26 protein-coding genes and 1 pseudogene are annotated in these 23,795 nt (G+C 70.5%); 5 read left to right on the top strand and 22 right to left on the bottom strand.

From position 1 onward, the window contains the following. The coding region (locus KUM44_RS11230) for a TerD family protein (RefSeq protein WP_217207658.1) at nucleotides 1-652 on the top strand (652 nt) is incomplete at its 5' end. Nucleotides 653-855: 203 nt separating this feature from the next. Here KUM44_RS11230 and KUM44_RS11225 read toward each other — a convergent pair. From KUM44_RS11225 to KUM44_RS11200, 6 genes are all read right to left on the bottom strand, one after another. Beyond that, a complete protein-coding gene (locus KUM44_RS11225) occupies nucleotides 856-1,893 on the bottom strand; it encodes a LacI family DNA-binding transcriptional regulator (RefSeq protein ID WP_217207657.1) in 1,038 nt (345 codons plus the stop codon). A gap of 113 nt (nucleotides 1,894-2,006) precedes the next feature. Continuing rightward, entirely contained in the window at nucleotides 2,007-3,023 is a 1,017-nt protein-coding gene (locus KUM44_RS11220; protein ID WP_217207656.1) for a 1-aminocyclopropane-1-carboxylate deaminase, read from the bottom strand. Nucleotides 3,024-3,040: 17 nt separating this feature from the next. Further along, nucleotides 3,041-3,700: a GntR family transcriptional regulator gene (locus tag KUM44_RS11215; protein ID WP_217207655.1), complete on the bottom strand. Its 660-nt coding sequence runs from the start codon at nucleotides 3,698-3,700 to the stop codon at nucleotides 3,041-3,043. 92 nt (nucleotides 3,701-3,792) lie between these two features. After that, on the bottom strand, nucleotides 3,793-5,373 hold the full coding sequence (locus tag KUM44_RS11210; RefSeq protein ID WP_217207654.1) for a TROVE domain-containing protein: 1,581 nt from the start codon (nucleotides 5,371-5,373) through the stop codon (nucleotides 3,793-3,795). Between the two features lie 494 nt (nucleotides 5,374-5,867). Further along, nucleotides 5,868-7,316 carry an alkaline phosphatase PhoX gene (locus KUM44_RS11205; protein WP_217207653.1) on the bottom strand — a complete coding sequence of 483 codons (1,449 nt, stop codon included), beginning with the start codon at nucleotides 7,314-7,316 and terminating at the stop codon, nucleotides 5,868-5,870. 227 nt (nucleotides 7,317-7,543) lie between these two features. Then, on the bottom strand, nucleotides 7,544-8,977 hold the full coding sequence (locus KUM44_RS11200) for a hypothetical protein (RefSeq protein WP_217207652.1): 1,434 nt from the start codon (nucleotides 8,975-8,977) through the stop codon (nucleotides 7,544-7,546). A gap of 329 nt (nucleotides 8,978-9,306) precedes the next feature. Between KUM44_RS11200 and KUM44_RS11195 the strand changes: the two genes are divergently transcribed. After that, nucleotides 9,307-11,136: an endonuclease/exonuclease/phosphatase family protein gene (locus KUM44_RS11195; RefSeq protein WP_217207651.1), complete on the top strand. Its 1,830-nt coding sequence runs from the start codon at nucleotides 9,307-9,309 to the stop codon at nucleotides 11,134-11,136. A gap of 13 nt (nucleotides 11,137-11,149) precedes the next feature. On the opposite strand, the gene KUM44_RS11190 is transcribed toward KUM44_RS11195, so the two are convergent. From KUM44_RS11190 to KUM44_RS11160, 7 genes are all read right to left on the bottom strand, one after another. After that, nucleotides 11,150-11,884, bottom strand: a complete 735-nt coding sequence (locus KUM44_RS11190; protein WP_217207650.1) for an SRPBCC domain-containing protein — start codon at nucleotides 11,882-11,884, stop codon at nucleotides 11,150-11,152. Nucleotides 11,885-11,900: 16 nt separating this feature from the next. Further along, nucleotides 11,901-12,512, bottom strand: coding sequence for a helix-turn-helix domain-containing protein (locus tag KUM44_RS11185; protein ID WP_217207649.1), 612 nt, complete (start codon nucleotides 12,510-12,512; stop codon nucleotides 11,901-11,903). Nucleotides 12,513-12,571: 59 nt separating this feature from the next. Beyond that, nucleotides 12,572-13,276, bottom strand: coding sequence for an antibiotic biosynthesis monooxygenase (locus KUM44_RS11180; protein WP_217207648.1), 705 nt, complete (start codon nucleotides 13,274-13,276; stop codon nucleotides 12,572-12,574). Between the two features lie 298 nt (nucleotides 13,277-13,574). After that, a complete protein-coding gene (locus KUM44_RS11175; RefSeq protein WP_217207647.1) occupies nucleotides 13,575-14,180 on the bottom strand; it encodes a DUF3618 domain-containing protein in 606 nt (201 codons plus the stop codon). After that, entirely contained in the window at nucleotides 14,177-14,596 is a 420-nt protein-coding gene (locus KUM44_RS11170) for a phage holin family protein (RefSeq protein ID WP_217207646.1), read from the bottom strand. The genes KUM44_RS11175 and KUM44_RS11170 overlap by 4 nt, the downstream gene beginning before the upstream one ends. 53 nt (nucleotides 14,597-14,649) lie before the next feature. Continuing rightward, nucleotides 14,650-15,342 (bottom strand): hypothetical protein, encoded by a 693-nt coding sequence (locus tag KUM44_RS11165; protein WP_217207645.1) that lies wholly within the window; start codon nucleotides 15,340-15,342, stop codon nucleotides 14,650-14,652. Further along, nucleotides 15,339-15,482, bottom strand: a complete 144-nt coding sequence (locus KUM44_RS11160) for a hypothetical protein (protein ID WP_217207644.1) — start codon at nucleotides 15,480-15,482, stop codon at nucleotides 15,339-15,341. Before KUM44_RS11160 ends, KUM44_RS11165 begins: the two co-directional genes overlap by 4 nt. Before the next feature lie 174 nt (nucleotides 15,483-15,656). Between KUM44_RS11160 and dapA the strand changes: the two genes are divergently transcribed. After that, nucleotides 15,657-16,559, top strand: a complete 903-nt coding sequence (dapA, locus tag KUM44_RS11155; protein ID WP_217207643.1) for a 4-hydroxy-tetrahydrodipicolinate synthase — start codon at nucleotides 15,657-15,659, stop codon at nucleotides 16,557-16,559. A 284-nt stretch (nucleotides 16,560-16,843) separates the two neighbouring features. Here dapA and KUM44_RS47165 read toward each other — a convergent pair whose 3' ends face one another. The 4 genes and pseudogenes from KUM44_RS47165 to KUM44_RS11140 all read right to left on the bottom strand — a co-directional run bounded on the left by KUM44_RS47165 (nucleotide 16,844) and on the right by KUM44_RS11140 (nucleotide 18,795). Beyond that, entirely contained in the window at nucleotides 16,844-17,083 is a 240-nt protein-coding gene (locus KUM44_RS47165; RefSeq protein WP_308402577.1) for a hypothetical protein, read from the bottom strand. A gap of 598 nt (nucleotides 17,084-17,681) precedes the next feature. After that, on the bottom strand, nucleotides 17,682-17,906 hold the full coding sequence (locus tag KUM44_RS47160; RefSeq protein ID WP_308402576.1) for a hypothetical protein: 225 nt from the start codon (nucleotides 17,904-17,906) through the stop codon (nucleotides 17,682-17,684). Then, nucleotides 17,903-18,477: pseudogene (locus KUM44_RS11145) on the bottom strand (SigE family RNA polymerase sigma factor). The gene KUM44_RS47160 and the pseudogene KUM44_RS11145 overlap by 4 nt, the downstream one beginning before the upstream one ends. Nucleotides 18,478-18,555: 78 nt before the next feature. After that, nucleotides 18,556-18,795 (bottom strand): hypothetical protein, encoded by a 240-nt coding sequence (locus tag KUM44_RS11140; RefSeq protein WP_217207642.1) that lies wholly within the window; start codon nucleotides 18,793-18,795, stop codon nucleotides 18,556-18,558. A gap of 495 nt (nucleotides 18,796-19,290) precedes the next feature. Between KUM44_RS11140 and KUM44_RS11135 the strand changes: the two genes are divergently transcribed. Beyond that, nucleotides 19,291-19,641, top strand: coding sequence for a hypothetical protein (locus tag KUM44_RS11135; RefSeq protein WP_217207641.1), 351 nt, complete (start codon nucleotides 19,291-19,293; stop codon nucleotides 19,639-19,641). Between the two features lie 154 nt (nucleotides 19,642-19,795). Here KUM44_RS11135 and dapD read toward each other — a convergent pair whose 3' ends face one another. The 3 genes from dapD to KUM44_RS11120 all read right to left on the bottom strand — a co-directional run bounded on the left by dapD (nucleotide 19,796) and on the right by KUM44_RS11120 (nucleotide 21,860). After that, on the bottom strand, nucleotides 19,796-20,785 hold the full coding sequence (gene dapD, locus KUM44_RS11130; RefSeq protein WP_217207640.1) for a 2,3,4,5-tetrahydropyridine-2,6-dicarboxylate N-succinyltransferase: 990 nt from the start codon (nucleotides 20,783-20,785) through the stop codon (nucleotides 19,796-19,798). 218 nt (nucleotides 20,786-21,003) lie between these two features. Next, nucleotides 21,004-21,540: a TetR/AcrR family transcriptional regulator gene (locus KUM44_RS11125; protein WP_217207639.1), complete on the bottom strand. Its 537-nt coding sequence runs from the start codon at nucleotides 21,538-21,540 to the stop codon at nucleotides 21,004-21,006. Next, nucleotides 21,540-21,860 (bottom strand): multidrug efflux SMR transporter, encoded by a 321-nt coding sequence (locus KUM44_RS11120; protein ID WP_217207638.1) that lies wholly within the window; start codon nucleotides 21,858-21,860, stop codon nucleotides 21,540-21,542. The genes KUM44_RS11125 and KUM44_RS11120 overlap by 1 nt, the downstream gene beginning before the upstream one ends. Nucleotides 21,861-22,033: 173 nt before the next feature. On the opposite strand from KUM44_RS11120, the gene KUM44_RS11115 reads away from it, so the two are divergent. Then, entirely contained in the window at nucleotides 22,034-22,855 is an 822-nt protein-coding gene (locus KUM44_RS11115; protein ID WP_217207637.1) for an AbfB domain-containing protein, read from the top strand. A 131-nt stretch (nucleotides 22,856-22,986) separates the two neighbouring features. Here KUM44_RS11115 and KUM44_RS11110 read toward each other — a convergent pair whose 3' ends face one another. Both KUM44_RS11110 and sufU read right to left on the bottom strand, forming a co-directional pair. After that, nucleotides 22,987-23,319 (bottom strand): metal-sulfur cluster assembly factor, encoded by a 333-nt coding sequence (locus KUM44_RS11110; RefSeq protein WP_028809645.1) that lies wholly within the window; start codon nucleotides 23,317-23,319, stop codon nucleotides 22,987-22,989. Beyond that, nucleotides 23,316-23,783, bottom strand: coding sequence for a Fe-S cluster assembly sulfur transfer protein SufU (gene sufU, locus KUM44_RS11105; protein WP_019756812.1), 468 nt, complete (start codon nucleotides 23,781-23,783; stop codon nucleotides 23,316-23,318). The genes KUM44_RS11110 and sufU overlap by 4 nt, the downstream gene beginning before the upstream one ends. Nucleotides 23,784-23,795 lie beyond the last annotated feature (12 nt).

Here is a 23,795-nt window from a genome sequence, read left to right as displayed (position 1 = left end):
GATGTCCACTCCCCCGGCGCCCCAGGCCCCCGCCGCTCCCCCGGCCCCGCCCGCTCCCCCCGCGCCCGGCACCGGGAAGATCAACCTCGACAAGGGCCGCGTCAGCCTCCAGAAGAACCAGACCGTGTCCCTCGTCAAGGGCGGCCGCCCCCTGCTCTCCCAGGTCAAGATGGGCCTCGGCTGGGAGCCGGCCTACCGCGGCAAGGACATCGACCTGGACGCCTCGGTCATCGCCTACGGCCCGCAGCGCAACCACATCGACAGCTGCTACTTCGGCAAGCTCCAGATCGTGCAGGGCGCGATCCGCCACTCCGGCGACAACCTCACCGGTGAGGGCGGCGGGGACGACGAGGTCATCACCGTCGACCTGGGGCGCCTCCCCCAGGAGGTCACCGGGCTCGTCTTCACGGTCAACTCCTTCTCCGGCCAGAAGTTCACCGAGGTCGCCAAGGCGTACTGCCGGCTGATCGACGCCGCCTCCGGCGAGGAACTCGTCCGCTTCGACCTCACCAACGCCGAGGCGCAGACGGGCGTGATGATGGCCAAGCTGATCAGGCAGTTCTCCGGGGAGTGGGACATGACGGCCATGGGCGACTTCGTGAAGTCCCGCACGGTGAGGGGAATGGTGAAGCCGGCGGCCCAGGCGCTGTAGACACGCCATCAGCTGTACTGCATCACCCGTCACCCGCACCAGCAGCCGTATCTGCATCACCGGTATCAGCCGTACGACGTCCAGGGCGCCCCCTCGAAGGGGGCGCCAGATCAACGCCCCGGCCGTCACGAGCGCGTAGTCGGCGTTGTGCAGCACATCGGGGTTGGCCGGGGCGGCACAGTGGGTGACCTTCTCCGCAGGCCTCAAGCGGAAGTCCGCACCACCAGCTCGGGCACCACCCAGGCGTCGGCGCCCCGCAGGGGTTCCTCGCCTGCTCGTAGGCGGGCGACCTGCTCGACGGCCAGTCGGCCCAGTCGGCGTTTGTCGATGTGGAGGGTGGTCAGGGCGGGCTCGACCAGCTCGCCCAGCGACAGGCCGTCGAAGCCCAGGACGGCCAGGTCGTCCGGGACCCGCCGACCACGGCGCCGGGCGGCGCGCATGGCGCCGACCGCGATCAGGTCGTTGAAGCCGAAGACGGCGGTGATGTCGGGCCGGGTGTCCAGCAGTCGCTCCATGCCGGCCTCGCCCCCGGCCACGCTGTGCTCGGCACACAACGCGATCCAGCCGTCGTCGACCGGCAGGCCGTAGCGCCGGACCTCCTCCAGGAAGGCCTCCCTGCGCAGGCCGGGGCCGTACACCCCGTCCAGCATGCCGATCCTGCGATGCCCCGCGCCCACCAGATGGGCCATGCCCTGTTCGAGACCGGCGGCGGCGTCGATGCCCACGGCCGCGAAACGGGTCTGCTGCGGGCCGCGCTCCAGCAGCACCAGCGGTACGCCACCGAGATGCCGGGCCAGCACCTCGTCGGGGCTCTTGAAGTAGCCGATGATCGCGTCGGCCTGGTGGGACAGCACGTCGAGCGCGTCCCGCTCCCGGGCTTCGTCGATGCGCGAGTCCCACATCACGACCTGCCAGCCCCGCTGCTCGGCCGCCTCCAGAACGCCGGCGGCCACCTCGGGGAAGAAGGGGTTCATCAGATCCGGGATCACCAGACCGGCCGTCACGGCCCCCTTCTGCACCATGCCGCGCGCGAACCGGCTCGGCCGGTAGTCCAGCAGCCGAGCCGCCTCCAGCACCCGTTCCTTGGTGGCCGGGTCGATCTCACCCTTGTCGTTGACCGCGCGGGAGACCGTCTGCCGTGACACTCCGGCCAGCTTCGCGACGTCGTGGATCGTGGCCCGGCGGCGCGTGCCGTCAGGCCCCTCGACACTCGTCTCCCACTGCTGATCGTCCGCCCGCACGGGGGCACTGTAGCGCTCCGCTCGACGGGCCGGGAAAGGTCGTCGATCGCGTGCGGCGCCATCGTGGCTGGTCGCGCAGTTCCCCGCGCCCCTTTCAGGGGCGCCCCCAGCGGTCAGAACAGCGCGCTGTAGGCGTTCAGTGCAGGCTGGCCGCCGAGGTGGGCGTACAGGACGGTCGAGTCCCGCCCGATCTCCCCCCGGCCCACCAGGTCGATCATCCCGGCCATCGACTTGCCCTCGTACACGGGGTCGGTGACCATCCCCTCCGTCCCGGCGGCGAGCCGCATGGCCTGGAGTGTCGTCTCGTCCGGGATGCCGTACGTGCCCGCGTGGTACCGGTCGTCGAGCTCGACGTCGGCCTCGGTCAACTCGCGCTTGACTCCGATGAGTTGCCCGGTGTTGTGGGCGATCCTGGCGATCTGCTCGCGAGTGGTGGCGGGCTTGGCCGAGGCGTCGACGCCGAGGACGCGGCGCGGACGGCCGCCCGCCTCCTCCAGGGCGGCGAAGCCGGCGACCATGCCCGCCTGGGTGGAGCCGGTCACGGAGCACACGATCAGCGTGTCGAAGAAGACGCCCAACTCCCGCTCCTGCTGGGCGACTTCGTACGCCCAACCGGCGAAGCCCAGCCCGCCGAGCGGATGGTCGGAGGCGCCGGCCGGGATGGCGTACGGCTTGCCGCCCGACTCCTCGACCTCCCTGAGCGCCTGCTCCCAGCTCTCCTTGAAGCCGATCCCGAACCCGGCCCGCACAAGGCGGACGTCGGCGCCGGCGAGGCGGCTGACGAGGATGTTGCCGACCTTGTCGTACACGGAGTCGGGCCAGTCCACCCAACTCTCCTGGATCAGCACGCACTTGAGGCCGGCTCGGGCGGCGACGGCGGCGACCTGGCGGGTGTGGTTGGACTGCACGCCACCGATCGAGACGAGGGTGTCGCAGCCCTTGGCCAGTGCGTCGGCGACCAGGTACTCCAGCTTGCGGGTCTTGTTCCCGCCGTACGCGATGCCGGAGTTGCAGTCCTCGCGCTTGGCCCAGAGGGAGGCGCCGCCGAGGTGGGCGGTCAGGCGCTCCAGGGGGTGCACGGGGGACGGGCCGAAGAGGAGGGGGTAACGCTCGTAGGAAGAGAGGGACATGGGGCGCCTCCACATGGTCACGGCGTCGGTCGGCCGGAGTCGGCCAGGTCGGCGAGGGTGCGCCAGATCTCCGCCGTGACCTGGACCGCCGCGTCCACGTCAGCGGCGGCGCACGCCTCGATCAACCGTTCGTGCAGCCCCGCCGAACGGCAGGTCCCGCCCTCGCCGAAGCGCCGGCGCTCCAGGCGGCGGATGAGCGGGGTGTAGCGGGCGACGGTGGCGGCGGCCGCGCGGTTGCCGCTCACCCGCACCAGTACGTCGTGCAGTTCGTCGTCGGCCCGTAGCGCGAGATCCACTTCACCGGTCGCGACGGCCGCGGCGAAGCGGTCGTTGGCGGCGCGCATGATCTCCACGTCCGCGGCCGACAGCCTGGGCACGGCGACCCGTGTCGCCAGCTCGTGCATGGCGCCGACCACGGCGGCGGCGTCGCGTACGTCGGCGGCCACGACCGGGGTCACCCGGGTGTAGCTCTGCGGCTTGCTCTCCAGCAGCCCCTCGTCCACGAGCCGCGAGAACGCCTCGCGCACCGGCGCCCGCGACAGCCCGAGCCGCTCCGCGAGATCGGCGTCCCGCACCACCGTGCCGGGCTCGATCTCCCCGGCCACGATGGCGTCCCGGATCGCTTCGTACGCCCGGTCCCTGAGCAGGGTCCGGCCTACGGGCCGTATCGCCTCCACGACTGAAATGTTAGATGTCAATCCCCGGCCCGGACAAGGGCGTGGCCCGCACCCCCGTGAGTGCGGGCCACGCCCCCGGCTCCCGCCGGACCTCAGTTCGCCCAGGGCCAGTCGGCGTTCCGAGCGCCCTCGAGCAGCGGAACCATCCGGAAGGCCGCGTCCGACAGACCCCCGAAGGTGTGCCGGTTCGCCTTGCCCGACGGACCGTGGCCCGCCCGGTAGCCGGCGAGGTTCCAGGTGTAGACCGGCACGTCGGCGGGGACCTGCTCGGTCGGGTCGCCGTGGTGGCTGTACGCGTACTGCTCGTCGGTGACGATCAGCACCCGGTCGTGCTTCCTGTAGTGGCGGCGGACCGCCTCGGTGGTGTCGGTGCCGCCCAGGCCACCGAAGCGGCCGAGGATCTTCAGCACCGACTCGCCCCCGCGGAACTTCACCGGGGCGCTCGTGGAGCCGAACTCCACCAGGTCCGCCTTCTTCGCCCGCAGCGCCAGCGCCGTGCCGAAGATCGCCGCCGCGTCGGCCCGGTTGAGCTTCGAGCGGTCGGACAGCGGCCCCCACATCGAGCCGGAGCGGTCGACGAGGATCAGCGTCCGGCCGGGCAGTGCGGGCACATTGGCCAGCGAGTGACCGAGCGCCCGCTCCAGCGGGTACGCCCAGCGCAGCGACGGCGCGTGCCGGTACGCGGCGAGGTACCGGAAGGGGAACTGCCGCGACCGTGCGACCTCGGCGGGGTCGCTGATCCGCGCGGCGACCCGGGCCGCCACTTCGTCGGACACACCCGCCTCGTCGAAGTTCCGCAGGTTGCGGATCAGTGCCATCGAGCCCATGGAGGGAATGACGGCCTCCCAGGCCGCCTTGTCCATCGGCCCCTGCAACCAGCCCGCCAGTGCCTCCCACGTCATCCCGGCCGCCGCGAGCCGCTCGGCGCCGTCCTGCGACGTCACCAGGGCACGCCGCTCCTCGACGGGCAGCGCCATCAGCTCACGGTGGGCGACCAGCGTCCGGCTGGACGCGGGCGGCACAGCGGTGTCCGGGTTGTGCCGGCGGTCGAGGGCGTATCGGAACAGCTCGCCCTGCCACGGCTTGTCCGGATCCGGTGCCGCGTGCACCAGGTTGAGGATGTCGCCGAAGCGGTATCCCTTGGACGCGGTGTCGTACTTCAGCAGCGACCTGCCGCTGTAGAGGCGCCGTACGGCGTCGGCGACGCCGCGCTTGACGGGCTTAGGGACGTTGCGGCCGTACACCGCCGTCCAGTACGCGAGCAGCTCGCCGGGCTCGTCCGGTCGCTGGAGCACGGAGGCGATGACCTGCCGGTTCGACGGGCCGTCGGTGGCCCCGGCCGCCAGGCGTGCCTGCACGTACTCGGCGGCGCCGACGAGGGCCGCCGTACGGAGGTTGCCCTCACCGCGCAGCCAGGCGAGCAGGCCGGCCGTCCACACCGGGTCGGTGACGGCGAGCTCGCGCACGAGCCCCGCGAACCGGTCGTCACGGTCGCCGCCGGACTCGTAGAAGGTCTGCTGCGAGACGAAGTTGGCGACCGCCAGCAGGAAAAGCTCGGAACGCGCGTCCCGCTGACGGCCCCGGCCACCCTCGTAGGTACGGAGTACTCGCCCGGTCGACGTCACGCGCGAAGTGGGGCGCGCCTTGGCGGCCCGCATGTTGAATCGCGCCATGCTGAATTCCCCCGAATTCACTGTGGGTTTCTGAGGGAGGCACAGCAAAAGGAGGGCGTCCGAGATCGAAGTCGACTGCGGTTGCTTATGACTGGCGCGTCTTCCGTTCCGCCACACCGACCCGGAGTCGATGACGGGATTCGAACCCGCACGAGGGGTTTACCCCCACCAGCTCCCGAAGTATCCGCTGCCTGCGCACCGGGCACCCACCTTGAGCTGCGCCTCCCGAGATCAATTCGGCAGCGGCATGGGATTCTTTTGGGAGAAGAAGTAGCCGCGGCCCGCGCACCGGGAGGTGCATGAAGTTGTGGTGTCCAGAGATCGAGGCCGGCGGAACCGACGTGGTGCTCTGCCGCTGAGCTACACCGGCGCGTGGAACCGGTGGCGGGATTCGAACCCGCGGCCTCCCCATTAAGAGTGGAAGTAGGTCCTGCCTTCGCACCTGGACGTTCATCACTCTAAGAGGCGTGCCGCGGGACGGGCGAACGAATTAACTACCGGCGCTGGCGCTTCCAGGGCCCGGTGATGGCCAGCAGAATGCCGGGGTCCTGGATGTTGGCGAACAGCGTCCGGCCGTCGGGCGAGAAGGTGACCCCGGCGAACTCGCTGAATTCGGGCTCCTCTTCGGTGCCGACGTTCAGGTCGTTGCGGGCGATGGGGTACGTGCGGCCGCTGTCGGTGGCGCCGAACAGGTGCGAGACGCCCTCACCGTCCTCGGCGAGGATGACGCCGCCGTACGGGGAGACGGTGATGTTGTCGGGGCCGTCGAATGCGCCGTCCTTGGACGGATCGGGGTTGACGCCGAGGAGGACCTTCAAAGTGAGGGTGCGGCGCTTGGGGTCGTAGAACCAGACCTGGCCGTCGTGCCGGCCGGGGCTCTCCGCACGGGCGTAGGAGGAGACGATGTAGGCGCCGCCGTCGCCCCACCACATGCCCTCCAGCTTGCGGGCGCGGGTGATCTCACCGTCGGCGAACTGCTTGCGCACGGGCGTGCTCTTCGCGTCGCGGTCGGGGACGTCCACCCAGTCGACGCCGTAGACCGTGCCGATCCTCGTGGCGCGGGAGAGGTCGTCGACGTACTTGCCGCCGGAGTCGAAGCACTTGGGGGCCTGGAGGTCACCGGCGTCGTCGGCCAGGGTACGGAACCTGCCGCGGCCGTACTCGAAGCCCTTCGGCGGGGTCCAGCGGAAGAACAGGCCGTTGGGGGAGGCCGCGTCCTCGGTGAGGTAGGCGTGGCCGCGCTTGGGGTCGATGACGACGGCCTCGTGGTCGTAGCGGCCGAAGAACTTCAGGGGCTTGGGGTCCTCGTTGGCGCGTCGGTCGATGGGGTCGACCTCGAAGACATAGCCGTGATCCTTGGTCATGCCGTTGGTACCGGCTTTGTCGGAGTTCTCCTCGCAGGTGAGCCAGGTACCCCAAGGGGTACTGCCGCCCGCGCAGTTGGTGGAGGTGCCGGCGATGCCGACCCATTCGGCGACCTGGCCGCCGGGGCGGACCTCGACGACGGTGCAGCCGCCGGACGCGGCAGGGTCGTAGACGAGGCCCTCGGTGAGCGGGACCGGGTACTTCCAGTTGGCGCGGGGGCCCTTCAGCTCGTGGTTGTTGACGAGGAGGGTGGTGCCGCGCGGCCCGTCGAAGGCGGCCGTGCCGTCGTGGTTGGAGGGGGTGAACTCGCCCGACTCCAGCTTGGTCTTCCCGCTGTAGGTGATGACGCGGTACTCGAACCCGGCGGGCAGCGCCAGGATACCCTTCGGGTCCGGGATCAGCGGGCCGTAGCCGACACCGCAGCTGTGGGCGTCCGTCGGCTTCCCGCCCTCGGTCTCGGCCTCCGTGGACGCGAGCGCGTTCGGCGCGCTGGCGAGAACGCCGGCACTGCCCGCCAGCGCGACACCGGCACCGGTGATCGCGGAATTCCTGGCGAAGTCCCTACGGGTGAGCGACATGGTGTCTCCTGTGACAGTTGGTGCCGTGGGAGGTGGCGGGCTTGAGTCGGCGCAACGGTCCCGCGCAGGACTGAACACAGCCTGAACGCCAGGCGGCTTCACGGCACCCGCTTCCATGAATCAACGCCGGGCACGGCAACGCCCTCAGGGGCGCGGGGCTGTACCGATATGCGGCTCCGCCGCGTGGGCGCGACCAGCCACACTCGACCGGCACCCGCGAGACAGGCTCAGCCCCCTTGCTGCGACCGCGCCTTGAACGCGGCCTTCCGAGCCTCCTTGGCGATCTTCTTGTCCGGATGCAACCGCCCCATCGCCTCCAGCACATCCGCGGTCGCCGGATGATCCACCCGCCAGGCCGCCGCGAAGAACCCACCGTGCTGCGCGGCCAGCCCCTCCACCAGCGCCCGCAGCTCGTCGGAGTTCCCCTCGGCCGCCAGCTGCGCGGCAAGAGTGTCGACGGTCAGCCAGAACACCAGCTCCTCGGACGGCGCGGGCACGCCGGAGAACCCCGCCTCGGTCAGCCACACCCGGGCCAGCCCGCCCAGTTCGGGATCGTCGAGGACCTCCCGCAGCGCGGGCTCGGCCTCCGCGCCGACGAGGGACAGCGCCTGCTGGCAGCGCAGCCGCCGCAGCGGCGCCCCGGCATCCAAGCCTCGCGCCGCCGCCAGCAACTCCCGTGCCGCGGCGAGGGATTCCCGCCGGGTGAGCCACATCTCGGTCTCGGCACGCGCGGCGACCTGTGGGAAGACGGCCGTGCCGTCGAGCAGCGCGTCGGCGCCCTTGTCCGCGAGGTCCCCGACGGCGGGTGCCTCGAACCCGGCCTCCAGCAGCCGCGACCGCAGCCCGTACAGGCCGAGCGGGGTCAGCCGCACCATGCCGTAGCGCGACACGTCGGTGTCGTCGACGGCGGCCGGCCCCTCCTCGGCGCCCTCGGTGTCCGCCATCAGCGCCTCGTCCACCGGCTGGTACTCCACGAGCCCGACCGGCTCCAGCACCCGGAACTGGTCGTCGAGGCGCATCATCGCGTCGGAGACCTGCTCCAGCACGTCGTTCGTGGGCTCGCCCATGTCGCTGGGCACGATCATCGACGCGGCGAGAGCCGGCAGCGGCACGGGTCCGTCGCCCGGGCCGTCCTCGGCGGCCGTCAGCAGGTACAGGTTGCCGAGGACGCCGTCGAGGAACTCCGCCTCGGCCTCCGGGTCCCAGTCCAGCGAGGAGAAGTCGATCTCGCCCCCGGTGTCGATCGCGTCGACCAGGTCATCGAGGTCGGGCACGCTCGCGTCGGCGAGCACCGTCTCCAGCGCCGTCAGCCACACCCCGAGGACGTCCTGCGGCGAACCGCCGGTCAGCAGCGAAAGATCCGCGCCGGCCTCGACCGTGCCCGTCTCCTCGTCGACGATCTTGACCAGCCCGGCGTCGACGGCCACGCGCCAGGCCTCGCTGGCATACGCGGCGGCGTCGTCCCCGCTCAGTCCGAGCGCCTCCGCGGCCGCCGGCAGCTGCTCCTCGACGAGGCCGCCCCCGGCGTCGACCCGGGTGTCGGGTCCGGCCCAGCGGGCGAGCCGCGTGGCCCGGGAAAGCAACGGCGTGGACAGCGCGTCCCGCGCCAGCTCCGCTTCGGGGTGCAGCCGCACCGGCGGCAGGGAGGAGCTGTCTGACATCGGCTGTTTCTCCTAGGGCGTTCTGCATGGCCGTAAGCGACACGGCCCTCGGCCGTACGCATCACGGCTCAACCGCTCAGCCTAGACGGATTTCCACCCATGCCACCCGGTTCATCTCTCCGTCGGGAGCTGTACATGGCCGAAACCTTGACAAGTGGCTTGACCAGGCAGGAGATTGACGCGCGTAGAAATCGGGCGGACAGCTGTTCACTGTATTTTCTACGCGCGTCGCCACCGCCCCACCGGTCGCGCCTGCACCAGCGTTTCACCCACCGTTCCACGCACCACCCTCGTCCCGGCGCTCATTCACGTCCCCGGAGGGATTTCCGTTGCCGAGCAAGAAGTCCGCGCGTCTCGCCGCGCTCACCGTCGCCGCCGTGTGTTCCGCTGCGTTCACCGTAGTCCTCACCGCCCCCGCGCACGCCGACTCCGTGCGCATCCATGACGTCCAGGGCAGCACCCGAATATCGCCCTACGCCGGCAAGCAGGTCACGGATGTGGCCGGAATCGTCACCGGCGTGCGCGGCTACGGGTCGTCCAAGGGCTTCTGGATCCAGGACCCGCAGGCGGACGACAACCCGGCCACCAGCGAGGCCCTCTTCGTCTACACCGACTCCGCGCCGAAGGGCGTCGCCATCGGCGACGCGGTCACGGTGTCGGGCACGGTCCAGGAGTACGTCCCGGGCGGTGCCGCCAGCGGCAACCAGTCGATCACCGAGATCACCAAGCCGACGTTCACCGTCGTCTCCAGCGGCAACGCTCTCCCGGCGGCCGCGGCCATCTCCGCCAAGTCCGTCCCGGCCGCGTACGCCCCCGTCGGCGACGCCGCCGCGAACGGCTCGGTCAACGGCCTGACGCTCAGGCCCAGGGCGTACGCCCTGGACTACTACGAGTCCCTGGAGCACATGAACGTCCGGGTCGCCGACGCCCGGGTGGTCACCGGCACCGACGGCTTCAACGAGCTGTGGGTCACGGTGAAGCCGCGCGAGAACGCGAGCCGGCGTGGCGGTACGGTCTACGGCTCCTACGACTCGCAGAACACCGGCCGCCTCCAGATCCAGTCCCTCGGCGCGGCGGCCGACTTCCCGAAGGCGAACGTCGGTGACACGCTCGCCGGCACCACCACCGGCCCCCTGGACTACACCCAGTTCGGCGGCTACACCCTGGTCGCGAGCGAGCTGGGCACGCTCAAGAGCGGTGGCCTGAAGCGGGAGACGACGCGGAAGCAGGGACACGGCGAGCTGGCGGTGGCGACGTACAACGTCGAGAACCTCGACCCGTCCGACGCCACCTTCGCCGAGCACGCCTCCGCGATCGTGAACAACCTCCAGTCGCCCGACGTCGTGTCCCTGGAGGAGATCCAGGACAACAACGGCAAGACCGACGACGGTACGGTCGCCGCCGACCGGACGATGCAGAAGCTGATCGACGCGATCGTCGCCGCGGGCGGCCCGGCGTACCAGTGGCGCTCCATCGACCCGGTGAACAAGGCCGACGGCGGTGAGCCGGGCGGCAACATCCGCCAGGCGTTCCTGTTCAACCCGGAGCGGGTCTCCTTCGTCGACCGTGCGGGCGGCGACGCCACGACGGCCGTCGGCGTGACCAAGGTGAAGGGCAAGGCCGCGCTGACGGTCTCCCCGGGTCGTATCGACCCGGCGAACGCGGCCTGGACGAACAGCCGCAAGCCGCTGGCCGGTGAGTTCACCTTCCGTGGCCGCACGGTCTTCGTGATCGCCAACCACTTCGCCTCCAAGGGCGGCGACCAGTCGCTGCACGCGCAGTACCAGCCGCCGGTCCGCAGCTCGGAGACCCAGCGCCACCTCCAGGCGACCGCGGTGAACGCGTTCGTCAAGGACATCCTGGCCGTCCAGAAGAACGCGGACGTCGTCACGCTCGGCGACATCAACGACTTCGAGTTCTCCGGCACCACCAAGCTGCTGGAGGACGACGGCGCGCTGTGGTCGGCGATCAAGTCGCTGCCCAAGAGCGAGCGTTACTCGTACGTCTACCAGGGCAACGCGCAGACGCTGGACCAGATCCTGATCAGCCCGTCGATCCGGAACTCCTGCGACTTCGAGTACGACAGCGTGCACGTCAACTCGGAGTTCCACGACCAGATCAGCGACCACGACCCGCAGGTGCTGCGGTTCCGTCCGTAACCTCCGGTGCGGTTCAGGGCTGGCTGAACACCCCGTTCAGCCAGCCCTGCCAGGCGGCTTCGCACTCCTTGATGTCGGCGCCCGGCGTGAAGTCGTGCAGGGAGATGCCGACCGGGTGGCCCCAGTGGTTGCGTCCGAAGACGCGGGTGAGGCCCCGGTCCGTGCGCAGCCCGATGAAGTACGGGTCGCGGAAATCGACCACGGCGTCGAACTCGTCGGGGCCGTGGACCCGCACGCTCGTGCCGGCCGCCACGTCCTCCCCGACGCCGAGCGCCCGCCCGACGGCGGCGAGGGCGTCGGCCGCCTTCGACGCCTCGGGGCCGTCGAACGTGGCGAAGGCGGCCGGCCGGGGCGCGAAGTGGACCAGGTACTCGCGCAGGGTGTGCAGATAGAAGTCGGTGTGCTTGGCGGCGCCGTCGTACTGGTTGTCCCAGTCGTCGACGAAGATCCCGCTGTGCACGTACCGCACCCAGGCGCGCCGGCCCTCGTCACGCGGCTCGATGGTGTAGTCGAGCTGGTTCTTCGTCTGCTCGGCGATGCCCTCGACGTCCTCGACGAGGTTGGTGTAGCGGTGCGGCGGGTCCCAGGCGGTGACCTTCGACCCGAAGGGCCCCCGGCCGCCGACCCGGGGCTCCGGCGGTTCCATCGGCCAGAGGTAGCCTCCGGTACCGGTGGTGACCGCCTCCCAGACCTCCTGAGGCGTGGCGTCGACCTCGAACTCACGGGCGATCTCGAATTCCTTGGACATGGCGGGCTCCTGCGTCCTACTGCTCGATTTCCTGGGCGGGCTGCTGGTCCTTGACCGTGGGGTGGACGGCGACGACGATCCGGTGATCGCGGCCGCCCTCGGCGTCGGGCGCGTCGTACTTGCGGATCAGCGCGCTCACGCCGGCCGTCAACTCCTCGATGAACGCGGCTCGGTCGGCGGCCGAGGCGAAGCGGACCTCGCCGTCCAGCGCGTAGGTCGCCAGCCGCTTGCGGGCCTTCGTGGCGCCGGTGATCAGCGAACCGACGTCCCGGACGAGCCGGGCGCCGAGCGCGAGCAGCCAGCGGGCGGAGAGCTGGTCACGGAAGCGGTCCGGGTCCGGCTGCACCGAGGCGAGCGCGAGCGGCGAGATCACGTACGACGCCGCGGTCGCCTGCATGAGCCGCTCGGTGACGTTTCCCTTGCGGCGCTCCCCGGCCAGCTCGACGAGGCCGTGCCGCTCCAGCGCCTTGAGGTGGTAGTTCACCTTCTGCCTGGGCAGCCCGACCTTGCCGGCCAGCATGGCGGCCGACGCGGGTCCGGCCGCCAGCTCGGCAAGCAGCCGGGCCCTTATGGGGTCCAGGGAGACGGCTGCGGCCTCGGGGTCCTCGATCACGGTGACGTCCAGCATGGGTCCACCGTCTCACCGAACACTTTTTTTGTCCAGACGGTTCGAGTTTTCGGTACGGTTCAGTCCGGGACGAGGCCGAGGGCGAAGTCGTACCGGCTGACCGAGCCGGTGCTCTTGAGGCCAGGCCAGGTCTGGACGCGGTGCCACAACTCCGTCGCCGAGCCGATGCCGTCGCCCGGGGCGGCAAGGGCGTCGATGTGGGCCTGGGCGCTCTCCCACTCGGCGTAGTTGAGGACGCGGGTGCCGTCGGTGCTGAGGTGGAAGTGGGCGGAGATACCGCCGGGGTGAGGGGTGGGCTCGCTCTCCAGCGCCTCGAAGACGGCGTCGACCCAGGCACACTGCCGGTCGGGGTCGGGGCCTTCGAACTCGATGTCGACGATCACGATGCAGCCGGGGACGCGGGTGTCGCCCTCGCGGGCGCCGCTGCGGTAGTGCCGGTACCGGCCGAGCCACTGCCGTTCGATGCCGGGTACGGCGGTGTCGATCTCGTCGACGCGCTCCTGCCGGTGGGTCTTGACGAAGGCCTCGAAGGCCTGCTCGCTCCTCCACTGCGAGTAGTGGAGGAGGGTGGAGGCGTCCTGGCCGGTGTAGACGTAGTAACCGAGCAGATCGTCGGTGGGCCAGGGGCGGCGCTCCCAGGTGCCGGCGATGGCCTCGACGGTCTGCGTCTGCCGCTGGGGGTCGGCAACCCGCCAGGTACTGAAGAAGGGGGCGCCGACCTCGGGGCGGGTGAGATCGGGGTGGGCGTCGGTGCGACGGGTCATGGAGGCCTCCGGGGAAGGTGGTCGATGCGTGCACCGATCACCTTTCGCCCTCAACCGGACTTGAGGTCAAGACGCTGCCGCCCCGGGCCCCCGGACCGGCCTCGGCCGAGGCGGCTGCTGACTGCGCCGTACCGGTGTGCCTCCGCGGTGCCGCCGGTGCCTGCTTCAGCGCCGCCCGGCATCATTCGGCCCGTCCGGCATCATTCGGCCCGCCCGGCGTTTGAGGACGAGGCCCCTTCAGAGCCCGATGCGGGGGCTGGGGGGCGGCAGCCCCCAGGCACGTTCGGGCAGACGCCGGTCAGAAGGCCCCCCGCCCCCGCCTGCGCAGCACCCGCGTCGCGACGACCGCTCCCACCACCGCCCCGACGATCAGCACCGGCCGCGGATGCCGCAGGCCGGCCTGGACGACGGTGCGGACGGGGCGCGGGACGCTGTGCTCGACGACATGACCCGCGTGGGTCGCCTTGTCCTGGACGGTGTGGCCGGTCCGGGTCGCCCGGTCCTGCACGGTGTGCCCGGCCTGGGCGGCCCGCTCCTGCACCACGTGGCCCGCCTGCGCCGCCCTGTCCTGCACCACATGCCCGGCGCGCATCGCCCGGTCCTGCACCACGTGTCCCGCCTGCGCCGCGCTGCTGCGCAGCTGTACGGTCATCGCGCCCGCCTTGTCCTTCAGGTCCGCGGCGCGCGCCATGGCCCGGCCCTTCACGTCCGCCTTCCCGACCAGCTCCTCGACGGAGTCGCCGAGTTCGCCACGCGTCCGCTCGATCTGGCGGCGCAGTTCCTCGGGGCCCTTGGCCCCGCCGCCCGCCTTCTCGGCCGCGGTCTTCCCCGCGGCGGCGGCTTTCGCGGAGCCCTTCTTCGCGGCCTCTCCGCCGCCCGTCGCCCCCGCCTTCTTCTCACTCATCGGTGCGCCCTTCCCTTCATCTCCTCGACATCGGCCCTGACGCTGCCAAGCGCCTCCTCGGGTGTGGGAGGGGCGGCGCGCCGCAGCTGGGCGCGGCCGGTCGCGGCCAGCAGGCCGGCGAGGGCGAACAGGGCCCCCGTCACGATCAGCGCCGCGCCCCATACGGGCAGCGTCAGCGAGAGCGCGGCGGTGGCCGCCGCGGCCAGGAACAGCAGACCGGCGTACGCGACGGCGCCCGCCGCGCCCAGCAGGCCGCCGCCGCGGCCGGCGTGCCGGCCCTTCTCGGCCAGCTCCTCCTTGGCGAGGGCGACTTCCTGCCGTACGAGCCGGGAGAGCTGTTCGCCGGCCTGTCCTACGAGTTCGCTCACCGAGCGATGCTCGTCGCGCAGCCGCTCGGGGGCCGTGGACCCGGTCACGTGTTCCGCCTCCTCTCGGTTCGGAACACCCCGGGTACCCGCCGCGGCCCCCGCTATCCCTTCCGTCCGCCGCCCGGTCCGCGCTCGCCCAGCCGGGCCAGCTGGGCCTGGAACCAGTCGAGGCGGGCCTGCAACAGCGCGGCCTCGGCGGTGAGTTCGGGCACGCCGAGCTCACCGGCCGCGGCGAGGTCGGCGACCGCCACGGGCGCCCCCTGCCCGGCCACCACCCGCAGCCCCTCCCCCGCCAGCCGGGCGAACCCGGCGAGCGAGACGGACGTACGGCCGCGCAGGCAGCCCGCGCAGGAGGGGGCGAGAGCCTTCCAGCCGGGGCGGCCCCAGCCGGCGTCGGCCAGGGCGGCGGCGACCGTACCGCAGGCACACGGCCCGACCGTGGCGGTGCGCACGCGTTGACGGGCGGAGCGGAAGCCGCGCTCGAAGCGGATGTACCGGCCCAGCACGGTGACCTCGAGCAGTACGGCCGCCCGGTGCTCGGCCGTGCACAGCAGCGCCTCGGCCGTCGTACGGTCGTGTACGCAGTGGAAGCCGCAGTCGCAGCGGCGGCTCGGCGCCCGGTGCCGCAGGCCGTAGACACAGGACGCGTCGGCCAGGACCCCGTACGGCAGGGCGCCGCCCAGCGACACACCGGTGAAGCCGGCCCGGGTGCCGTCCTGGGACAGCACCGGGTGGGCGATCTTGTATCCGGTCGGCGGCTCCGTAGGGCGTTCCTCCGGAAGCCGCAGCCTCATCGGGCGACCGGGACCTCTTCGGGCGCCGACGCCTCGACGGTCCCGGCGTCAGCGACCTCCTCGGCCAGTTCGACTTCCTCGTCGTGGACCTGCGGCCGCTCTTCCGCGACTCCGGTGGTGAGTGCCTTGCCGAGCTTCATGACGCCTCCCATGACCAGGGATCGTTGACCTCCTGGCAATAGTGACCCATGGCGCCCGACTTGGACATAGGGCCTACGACGGGCCTGATGAAACCCCACCTCGCAGCATCCCTTACCAATACTTCGTAGAAGAATTAAGTAGAGCTTCACAGTTATCCTGCCGACACTACTGCCATGACGACCACACCCTCCCCCGCCCCGCCCTTCGGCCGCGCCCTCTGCGCCATGATCACGCCCTTCACCGAGACCGGCGCGCTCGATCTGGACGGGGCACAGCGGCTCGCGGCGTGGCTGGTGGGCGAGGGGTGTGACGGGCTGGTGCTCTCGGGCACGACGGGCGAGTCGCCGACCACGACGGACGCCGAGAAGGCGGAGCTGGTCAGGGCCGTCCGGGAGGCGGTGGACGGCCGGGCGTCGGTCGTCGCGGGCGTCGGCACCTTCGACACCCGGCATACCGTCGAGCTGGCCCTGGCGGCCGAGAAGGCGGGCGCCGACGGCCTGTTGGTCGTCGCGCCGTACTACAGCAGGCCACCGCAGGACGCCGTCGAGGCGCACTTCCGGGAGGTCGCGGACGCGGCCGGACTGCCCCTCGCGCTGTACGACATCCCGGGCCGCACCGGCACCAGGATCGAGCCGGAGACGCTGATCCGGCTCGCCGAGCACCCCCGGATCGTGGCGGTGAAGGACTGCTCCTACGACTTCCTCGGCGCCCAGAAGGTGCTGGCGCGCACGGAGTTGGCGTACTACGCGGGGTGCGACGAGCACAATCTGGCGCTGTACGCGGTGGGGGGCGCCGGGTACATCAGCACGGTCGCCAATGTCGTCCCGGCCCAGCTCCGGGCGGTACTGGACGTGTTCGAGGCGGGCGACACCCCCGTGTCCGCCCGCCTCCAACAACGCGCCACGCCGCTCATCGAGGCGATGATGTCGGCGGGGCTGCCCGGCACGGTCACCGCCAAGGCCCTGCTCCATGAGCTGGGCCTGCCGGCGGGTCCCGTCCGGGCACCGCTGCGGCCCGCCGACCGCGAGGCGGTCGACAGGCTGCTGGCGGTGTACCAGGAGTTCGTCACCGGCTGACCAGGGTGCGGCTTGGTCAGGGCCGTTTCCCGATCGGCGTCCGGTCTGCTCAGCGCTCGGTCTGCTCAGCGCTCGGTCTGCTCAGCGCTCGGTCTGCTCAGCGCTCGGTCTGCTCAGCGCTCGGTCTGCTCAGCGCTCGGCGAAGACGGGCTCCCAGCGTCCGGCGGCCCCGTCGTTGTCCTTGCGGAAGCCGCTGAGCGGGACGGTCTTGTCGCTGCCGACGGTGACCTTCACGAGCCGCTGATGGAACTCGTTATTGCCGTTCGGCGCGATGTCCCAGGCGATCAGCGACGTGTCGCCGGCCAGGCGAGCAGCTGCTGCCCGCGTACCTCGGTCCTCTGACCGGTGCGGGCGTCGACGACCCAGGAGGAGGTCTTCCACTTCTTGCCCGCGAAGTCACCGGCGACCAGCCTGCCGCTGGGCGACTGCCACGCGTCGACGTACCACTGGAGGTGCTTCTGGTCCGCCGGTACGGCGACCTCGGCGCCGGTGAGGTCGTAGAACTGCTTGCCGATGTCTCCCATGGGGTGGCCGGCCCGGACATGCCTGCCGTCCGGGCTGAGGGCGAAGTCCTGGCGGGCGTTGATGAGTTGGCACCCATGGGGTCGGTCGGGTCGCTTGCGAGCTTCGCCTCGCTCCAGGAGCCCTTGCCGGAGACAGTGTCCAGGACGTGGAAGCCCGTACGGGTCGACGGCTGCTTCTGCTCCCAGAAGTCGGAGCCCTCCGTCTTGACCAGCTGGTCGGGGTTCTCCCCGTAGGTCGTCGCGACCAGCTTCAGGCCGTCGCGCGAGAACGAGAGTCCGGCGACCTCGTGGTCGTCGATCCACCGCTCGACCTTGCCGGTGGCCAGGTCGAGCATGCCGGTCCGCGAGGCGGGCAGGTCGCGCTCCAGCAAGGCGGCGGTCTTCTTGCCGGAGGCGACGGCGACGTAGGACCACTTGGTGGTCTTCACGTATGTGTCCGTCTTCTGGTCCAGCAGCCAGTAGTCGCGGACGCGTTCGGCCTGGCCGGCGGAGTGCTTGACGGTCCGAGGGACGTAGTAGGCGGCCGGCACCGTGTTCCCGGCCGAGATCGGATCGCGCGGCGGCGACTGGTCCGGGTGCGCGCTGTCCTTGCTCTTCGTTACGACGTCCGCGGGCCGGAGTCCTCCTTGCCGGAGTCCAGCAGCGGCGCCGCCACGCCGATGGCGACGGCGGCGGTGACCGCGGCGACGGAGGCGATCCGCCGGGTGCGCCGGCGCCGGCGCCGGCGCACCACCAGGACCCGGTCGGCGAGCCCCGGTCCGGCCGATGTCTGTTCGTCTGCCAACTCCCGCAGGGAGTCACGCACGAGTTCCTCGACGTTCACGGTCGCACCTCCGCGGGCGAGAAGTCACGGGGCGGCTGCGACTCGGCCTCGGCCGGACCCAGGGCCGCCAGCTCGGGAGCGAGGGCGCGCAGCCGGGCGAGTGAACGGTGGGTGGTGGACCGTACGGTGCCCACGGAGCAGCCCAGGACTTGGGCCACGTCGGCCTCCGGCAGGTCCTCGAAGCAACGCAGCACGAGCACCATCCGCTGCCGTGCCGTCAGCCGGGCGAGCGCCCCGCGCATCAGCAGCCGTAGCTCCGCGTCGGGCGCGGCGTCCGGGCTCGCGCCGGTCTCGGGCGGCTCGGCGACGGTGAGTTCGCGCCGGCGCCACTTCAGCCTCCAGCGGCTGATCTGCTGCCGGTACTGGATCTGCCGTACGTACGCCTCCGGCTCGTCGATGCGGTGCCAACGGGTCGACCGCCTTGACCAAGGCGTTCTACAGAAGGTCCTCCGCGGCGTGCCGGTCGCCGCCGCTCAGCAGCACCGCGGTCCAACGCGGACGACCGGTTCTCCACGAACTCCCGGACCTGTCCTGGTGACGCGCGCGGCCGGCTGCCGCTATACCGCCCCACAGAAAGCAATCAGGAAACAGGCCGGGGCCCGTACCGCATCCTGTGCGGTACGGGCCCCGACCCGTGCGGTATGGCTGATCAGCCCCACTTGTACCCGTCACCGAAGAGCAGGAAGTGCTCCAGCACATCCTCCATCGGATCGTCCACCTGCCCGACGTTGACCAGCCCGATCCGGGGGCCGTTGTGCGAGCCCGTGTTGGTCTCGTCGGCATGCGCGCTGCCCGCCGGCAGCCAGCACACCGCCCCCACGGCCAGCGCCCCCACCACCAGCCGGAGCACGGCCCTGGTCCGCGCCCTCGTCTTCACTCGCCCCGTCATCGGCCCTCATTTCGTCGGTTCGGCATGTGATCGGAAACTGCGTCCAACCGTTCATCTGCCTGGACCGGGGTGAGGTCACGTGGAGTAACCCGTACGTGGGGGCGTGGGGTTGCCGGCGAGCGGGTCAGTTGTGGCTGTTCTGATTGCGATGCAGGTCAGGGGGTCAGCTTGCCTTGAATGCTCTCCCCCGCGTCCAGGCTGCGGGCATGAAGTGGGAGACATCCTCTGTGGCTGGGTCGGTCGGCTCCCCAGCAGGCACTCCTTCATGTCCAAATCTTTCAATCTGCACCATAGGAAGTCCCCTGACGTACAACATGTAAGCGTCACGCGCTGTGGCCACCTTCGAACTACAGATCCCCCCTCATACCAGGAGAACAGTTGCTTCTTAGCGATGCCGATGGGCTTTTCGCTGCCTTAGCTACTCTGAAACTTCCACGCAGCGACTACGTGGTGTGCGGCTCTGCGGCCCTGTACGTACGTGGGTTACGCGCGCGCATGGGCGACCTTGATGTCCTCGCACGTGGCGAAGCCTGGCAGTGCGCCCTTCGTCTCGGCGCACCGGAGCCCACCATCTCCGGGTACGGGCTCAGAGTCGTCCACCCGACTGCCTCAATAGAGATCATGGACCGTTGGACCCCAGGTTGGTCAACGGACCGGCTCATCGATGATGCTGACGTCATCGACGGGGTCCCCTTCATGCGCCTCGGTGACATCCTGCGCTGGAAAATCGCCGCCGCCAGGCCCAAGGACCACGCCGACATCACGGCTATCCGTCATCTCTATCGTGTCTGGACCGGCGAGGTGGAGCCACTCTTCCCATCCGCCTCTGATACCTCAGACGCTTAGCGAGGCGCATGAGGCAACACACGAGCGCCCTCCCGGGCCGTCCTCGGGCCGTGGAAGGGCGCTCAATGATGACCAACGTCGACAACTGCCGACAGCTCAGCAGCAGGTCAGGACGCTGATCGTTTAGGCGGCCACAGGTCACCGCCTCCGGTGATCAGTTGTGGCTGTGCAGGATCTCGTTCAGCCCGCCCCAGACCGCGTTGTTCGGGCGGGCCTCGACCGTGCCGGTGACCGAGTTGCGGCGGAAGAGGATGTTGGAGGCGCCGGAGAGTTCGCGGGCCTTGATGATCTGGCCGTCAGGCATGGTGACGCGGGTGCCGGCGGTGACGTACAGGCCGGCCTCGACGACGCACTCGTCACCGAGCGCGATGCCGACGCCCGCCTCGGCGCCGATCAGGCAGCGCTCGCCGATGGAGATGATCACGTTGCCGCCGCCGGAGAGGGTGCCCATCGTCGACGCGCCGCCACCGATGTCGGAACCGTCGCCGATCACGACGCCGGCGGAGATGCGGCCCTCGACCATCGACGTGCCGAGGGTGCCGGCGTTGAAGTTGACGAAGCCCTCGTGCATGACGGTGGTGCCCTCGGCGAGGTGCGCACCGAGGCGGACCCGGTCGGCGTCGGCGATGCGGACGCCCTTCGGGGCGACGTAGTCCGTCATGCGCGGGAACTTGTCGACCGAGGTCACCTGGAGGTGCAGGCCCTCGGCCCGCGCGTTGAGCCGGACCTTCTCGATGTCGTCGACGGCGACCGGGCCGAGGGAGGTCCACGCGACGTTCGCGAGGAAGCCGAACTGACCCTCCAGGCTCAGGCCGTGCGGCTTGACCAGTCGGTGGGAGAGCAGGTGGAGGCGCAGGTAGACGTCGTGCGCGTCGATCGGCTTCGCGTCGATCGAGGCGATGACCGTGCGGACCGCGACGACCTCGACACCCCGGCGCACGTCCGGCCCGATCGCCTTCGCGGCACCCTCACCGAGCAGCTCGACGGCACGCTCGGCGGACAGCCGCTCGCTGCCGGAGGGGCCAGGCTCGGCGACGAGCTCGGGCGCGGGGAACCAGGTGTCGAGAACAGTGCCGTCGGCGGCGATCGTGGCAAGGCCGGCGGCCACGGCGCCGGTGGTGCGAGGAGCAGTCGTGTCGGTCATGAGGGCAACCTAACGTGGCCCCCGCCGCGGGGGCGAACCGACGGGGTCGCGTCTCACGTGCCGGGCACGCCCGCAGCCCGTCCGGCGTTTGAGGACGAGGCCCGAAGGGCCGACAGCGGGGGTCCGGGGGCGCAGCCCCGGGAACCGGGGTCGAAGGGGCGGAGCCCCTTGAAGGGATGGGACGGGTAGGGGCGGCGGGGGCGAAGAACCAACGACGCTCACGGAATGACCCGCGCCAGCACCTCCCGCGCGTACTCCTCGTCGTACGGCACCTCCGTCAGCAGCACCTGCAAGCAGATCCCGTCCAGCAGCGCCACCAGCGCCCGTGCCGTGACGGCGTCCGTGCGCTGGGACAGGCGATCGGCGAGGTCGCGCCCCCACTCGGCGGCGACCGGGCGCAGGGCGGGGCGGCGCAGGGCGGCGAGGTAGAGCTCGTACTCGAGTTCCACGCCGGTGCGGTCGCCCGCGAGCCACTCCCCCATCCAGCCCGCGAGCTCGGCGGCAAGATCGGCGCCCGGATCCTCCAGGCCACCCCGCGCGGCGATCACCTTGGCAAAGCCCTCATTGGCCTGGCGCAGGGCGGCGACCAGCAGATCGTCCAGGGTCTTGAAGTGGTACGTCGTGGAACCGAGCGGCACATCCGCCTCGGCCGCGACGGTGCGGTGGCTCAGCCCTCCGATTCCCTTCTCCCCGACGACCCGGATCGCCGCGTCGATGATCCGCTGCCGTCGCTCGGGGTCGTAGCGCCGGGCCATCAGTGCGCACCGCCCAGGTTCAGCACGACGACACCGACGATGATCAAGGCGATGCCCGCGGCCTTGGCGACGGTCATCGCCTCCCCCTGGAACAGGATCCCGATGGCGGCGATGGCCGCGGTGCCGACCCCGGCCCAGATCGCGTACGCCGTACCCATGGAGAGGGACTTCAGCGTCTGGGCGAGCAGCGTGAAGGAGACGAGGTAGCCGACGGCGGTCAGCAGTGACGGCCACAGCCTGCTGAAACCGTCGCTGTACTTCATGGCCGTCGTGGCGGCCACCTCGGCCGCTATGGCTCCGGCGAGCAGCAGGTATCCCATATGTACGAGCGTACACAACGTTGCGTACGACCGTACACAAAGGCTTCGATGTGGATACGGCTCGTTCCAAACAGCTACTCCAACGCCCCTGCACCCACTAGTGTTTTACCGTTCATATACCGGGCCTTCGCAGCCGCGGCTGTCGTCGCGTGCCGCCGCTGGAGGAACAGCGCATGCCAGAAAACAAGCCCCGGCCGCCTCAGGACCAACCTTGGGAGAACGGCTGGGCCCCGGACACCTCGCGGGCGCCGGGAACGCGCCGTCTGTGGCTGGCGGGCATGATGGCGGTGGCGACGATCGTCGCGTGCGCCACGGCGATCGTCGTGACGGAGAGGGCGCCTGACGGAGAGCCACGTTCCGCGGCGGCCGACGACACGGCGTCGGTCCCCGGCCTGATCTCCTTCGCCACGCCGTCGGAGACTCCCCCGGAGGGCAAGAGCGGCCTCGCGACGGAGAAGCCGAGCACCAGGGCACCTGGCCAACAGGACGTCGGCACCCCCGAACCCGCGACGAAGCCGTCCAAGTCGACTCCCGATGAGGCGAGTTCACCGACCGCCTCCCCGAAGCCGCCGGCCACCACCTGGCGATCCGTGCGCTCGGTCAACTATCCGGACCGTTACTGGCATGCGGGCGGCCACTCTGTGGCCCTGGATCCGGTCCGCGGCTCCGAGTCCCGCGAGGACTCCACCTTCAAGCAGGTCGAGGGCCTCGCCGACCGCTCGTGCCACTCCTTCGTCACGCAGGACGGCAGCTACCTCCGCCACCGCAGCTTCGTCCTGCGCCCCGAACGGAACGACGGCTCTGCTGTGTTCGGACGGGACGCCACGTTCTGCGCCCGCGGCTCCTCCTACTCCGGCGCGGTCATGCTGGAGTCGGTCAACTACCCCGGTTACTTCCTCCGCCACAAGAACTTCGTCGTCCGCCTCGAACGCTTCGAGTACAGCTCTCTGTACCTGGCGGATTCGTCGTTCCGGTTGGTGGACGGGCTGGCCTGAGCGCTCAGAGAGAACGGCGCTCTGATGGAACGGCGTACAGAAGGAAGGCCGTACAGGAGAAAGGGCGTACAGGAGGAACGGGGACAGAAAAGCGGCGGCACCCGGAAAGGTGCCGCCGCTTTCACGCGTGCTCAGACGTTGAACCCGAGCGCCCGAAGCTGCTCGCGGCCGTCGTCCGTGATCTTGTCCGGCCCCCACGGCGGCATCCACACCCAGTTGATGCGCAGCTCGCTGACGAGACCGTCCGTGGCGGACTTGGCCTGGTCCTCGATGACGTCCGTCAGCGGGCAGGCCGCCGAGGTCAGGGTCATGTCGAGCGTCGCGATGTTCGCGTCGTCGATGTGAATGCCGTAGATCAGGCCGAGGTTGACGACGTCGATGCCCAGCTCGGGGTCGACGACGTCGTACAGCGCCTCGCGGACCTCTTCCTCCGAGGCCGGCTTCATCTCAACGGTCTCGCTCATGCCGTCTTCCTTTCGGCGTCGGCTCCGCCCAGCACCTGGGCCGTCGCGTCCTTCCACGCCATCCAGCTGAGGAGGGCGCACTTGACCCGGGCCGGGTACTTGGAGACCCCGGCGAACGCGACCGCGTCCTCCAGGACCTCCTCCATGGCGTCGTCCGGCTCGATCTTCCCCTTGGACTGCATCAGCTCCAGGAAGGTCTCCTGGATCTTCCGCGCGTCGGAGAGGTCCTTGCCGACGAGGAGTTCGTTCAGTACGGACGCGCTCGCCTGGCTGATGGAACAGCCCTGGCCCTCGTACGAGACGTCCTCGATCTTCGTGCCGTCGTACTTCACTCGCAGGGTGATCTCGTCGCCGCACGTCGGGTTCACGTGGTGCACCTCGGCGTCGCCATCCCGCAAGCCCCGCCCGTGCGGGTTCTTGTAGTGGTCCAGGATGACTTCCTGGTACATCGAATCCAGCTTCATGCGATCGCTCGT

The sequence above is a fragment of the Streptomyces sp. AC550_RSS872 genome (assembly GCF_019049285.1).
Taxonomy (GTDB): domain Bacteria; phylum Actinomycetota; class Actinomycetes; order Streptomycetales; family Streptomycetaceae; genus Streptomyces.
Note: the sequence above shows the minus strand (reverse complement) of the source record. Positions and strands in the feature narration are given on the sequence as shown.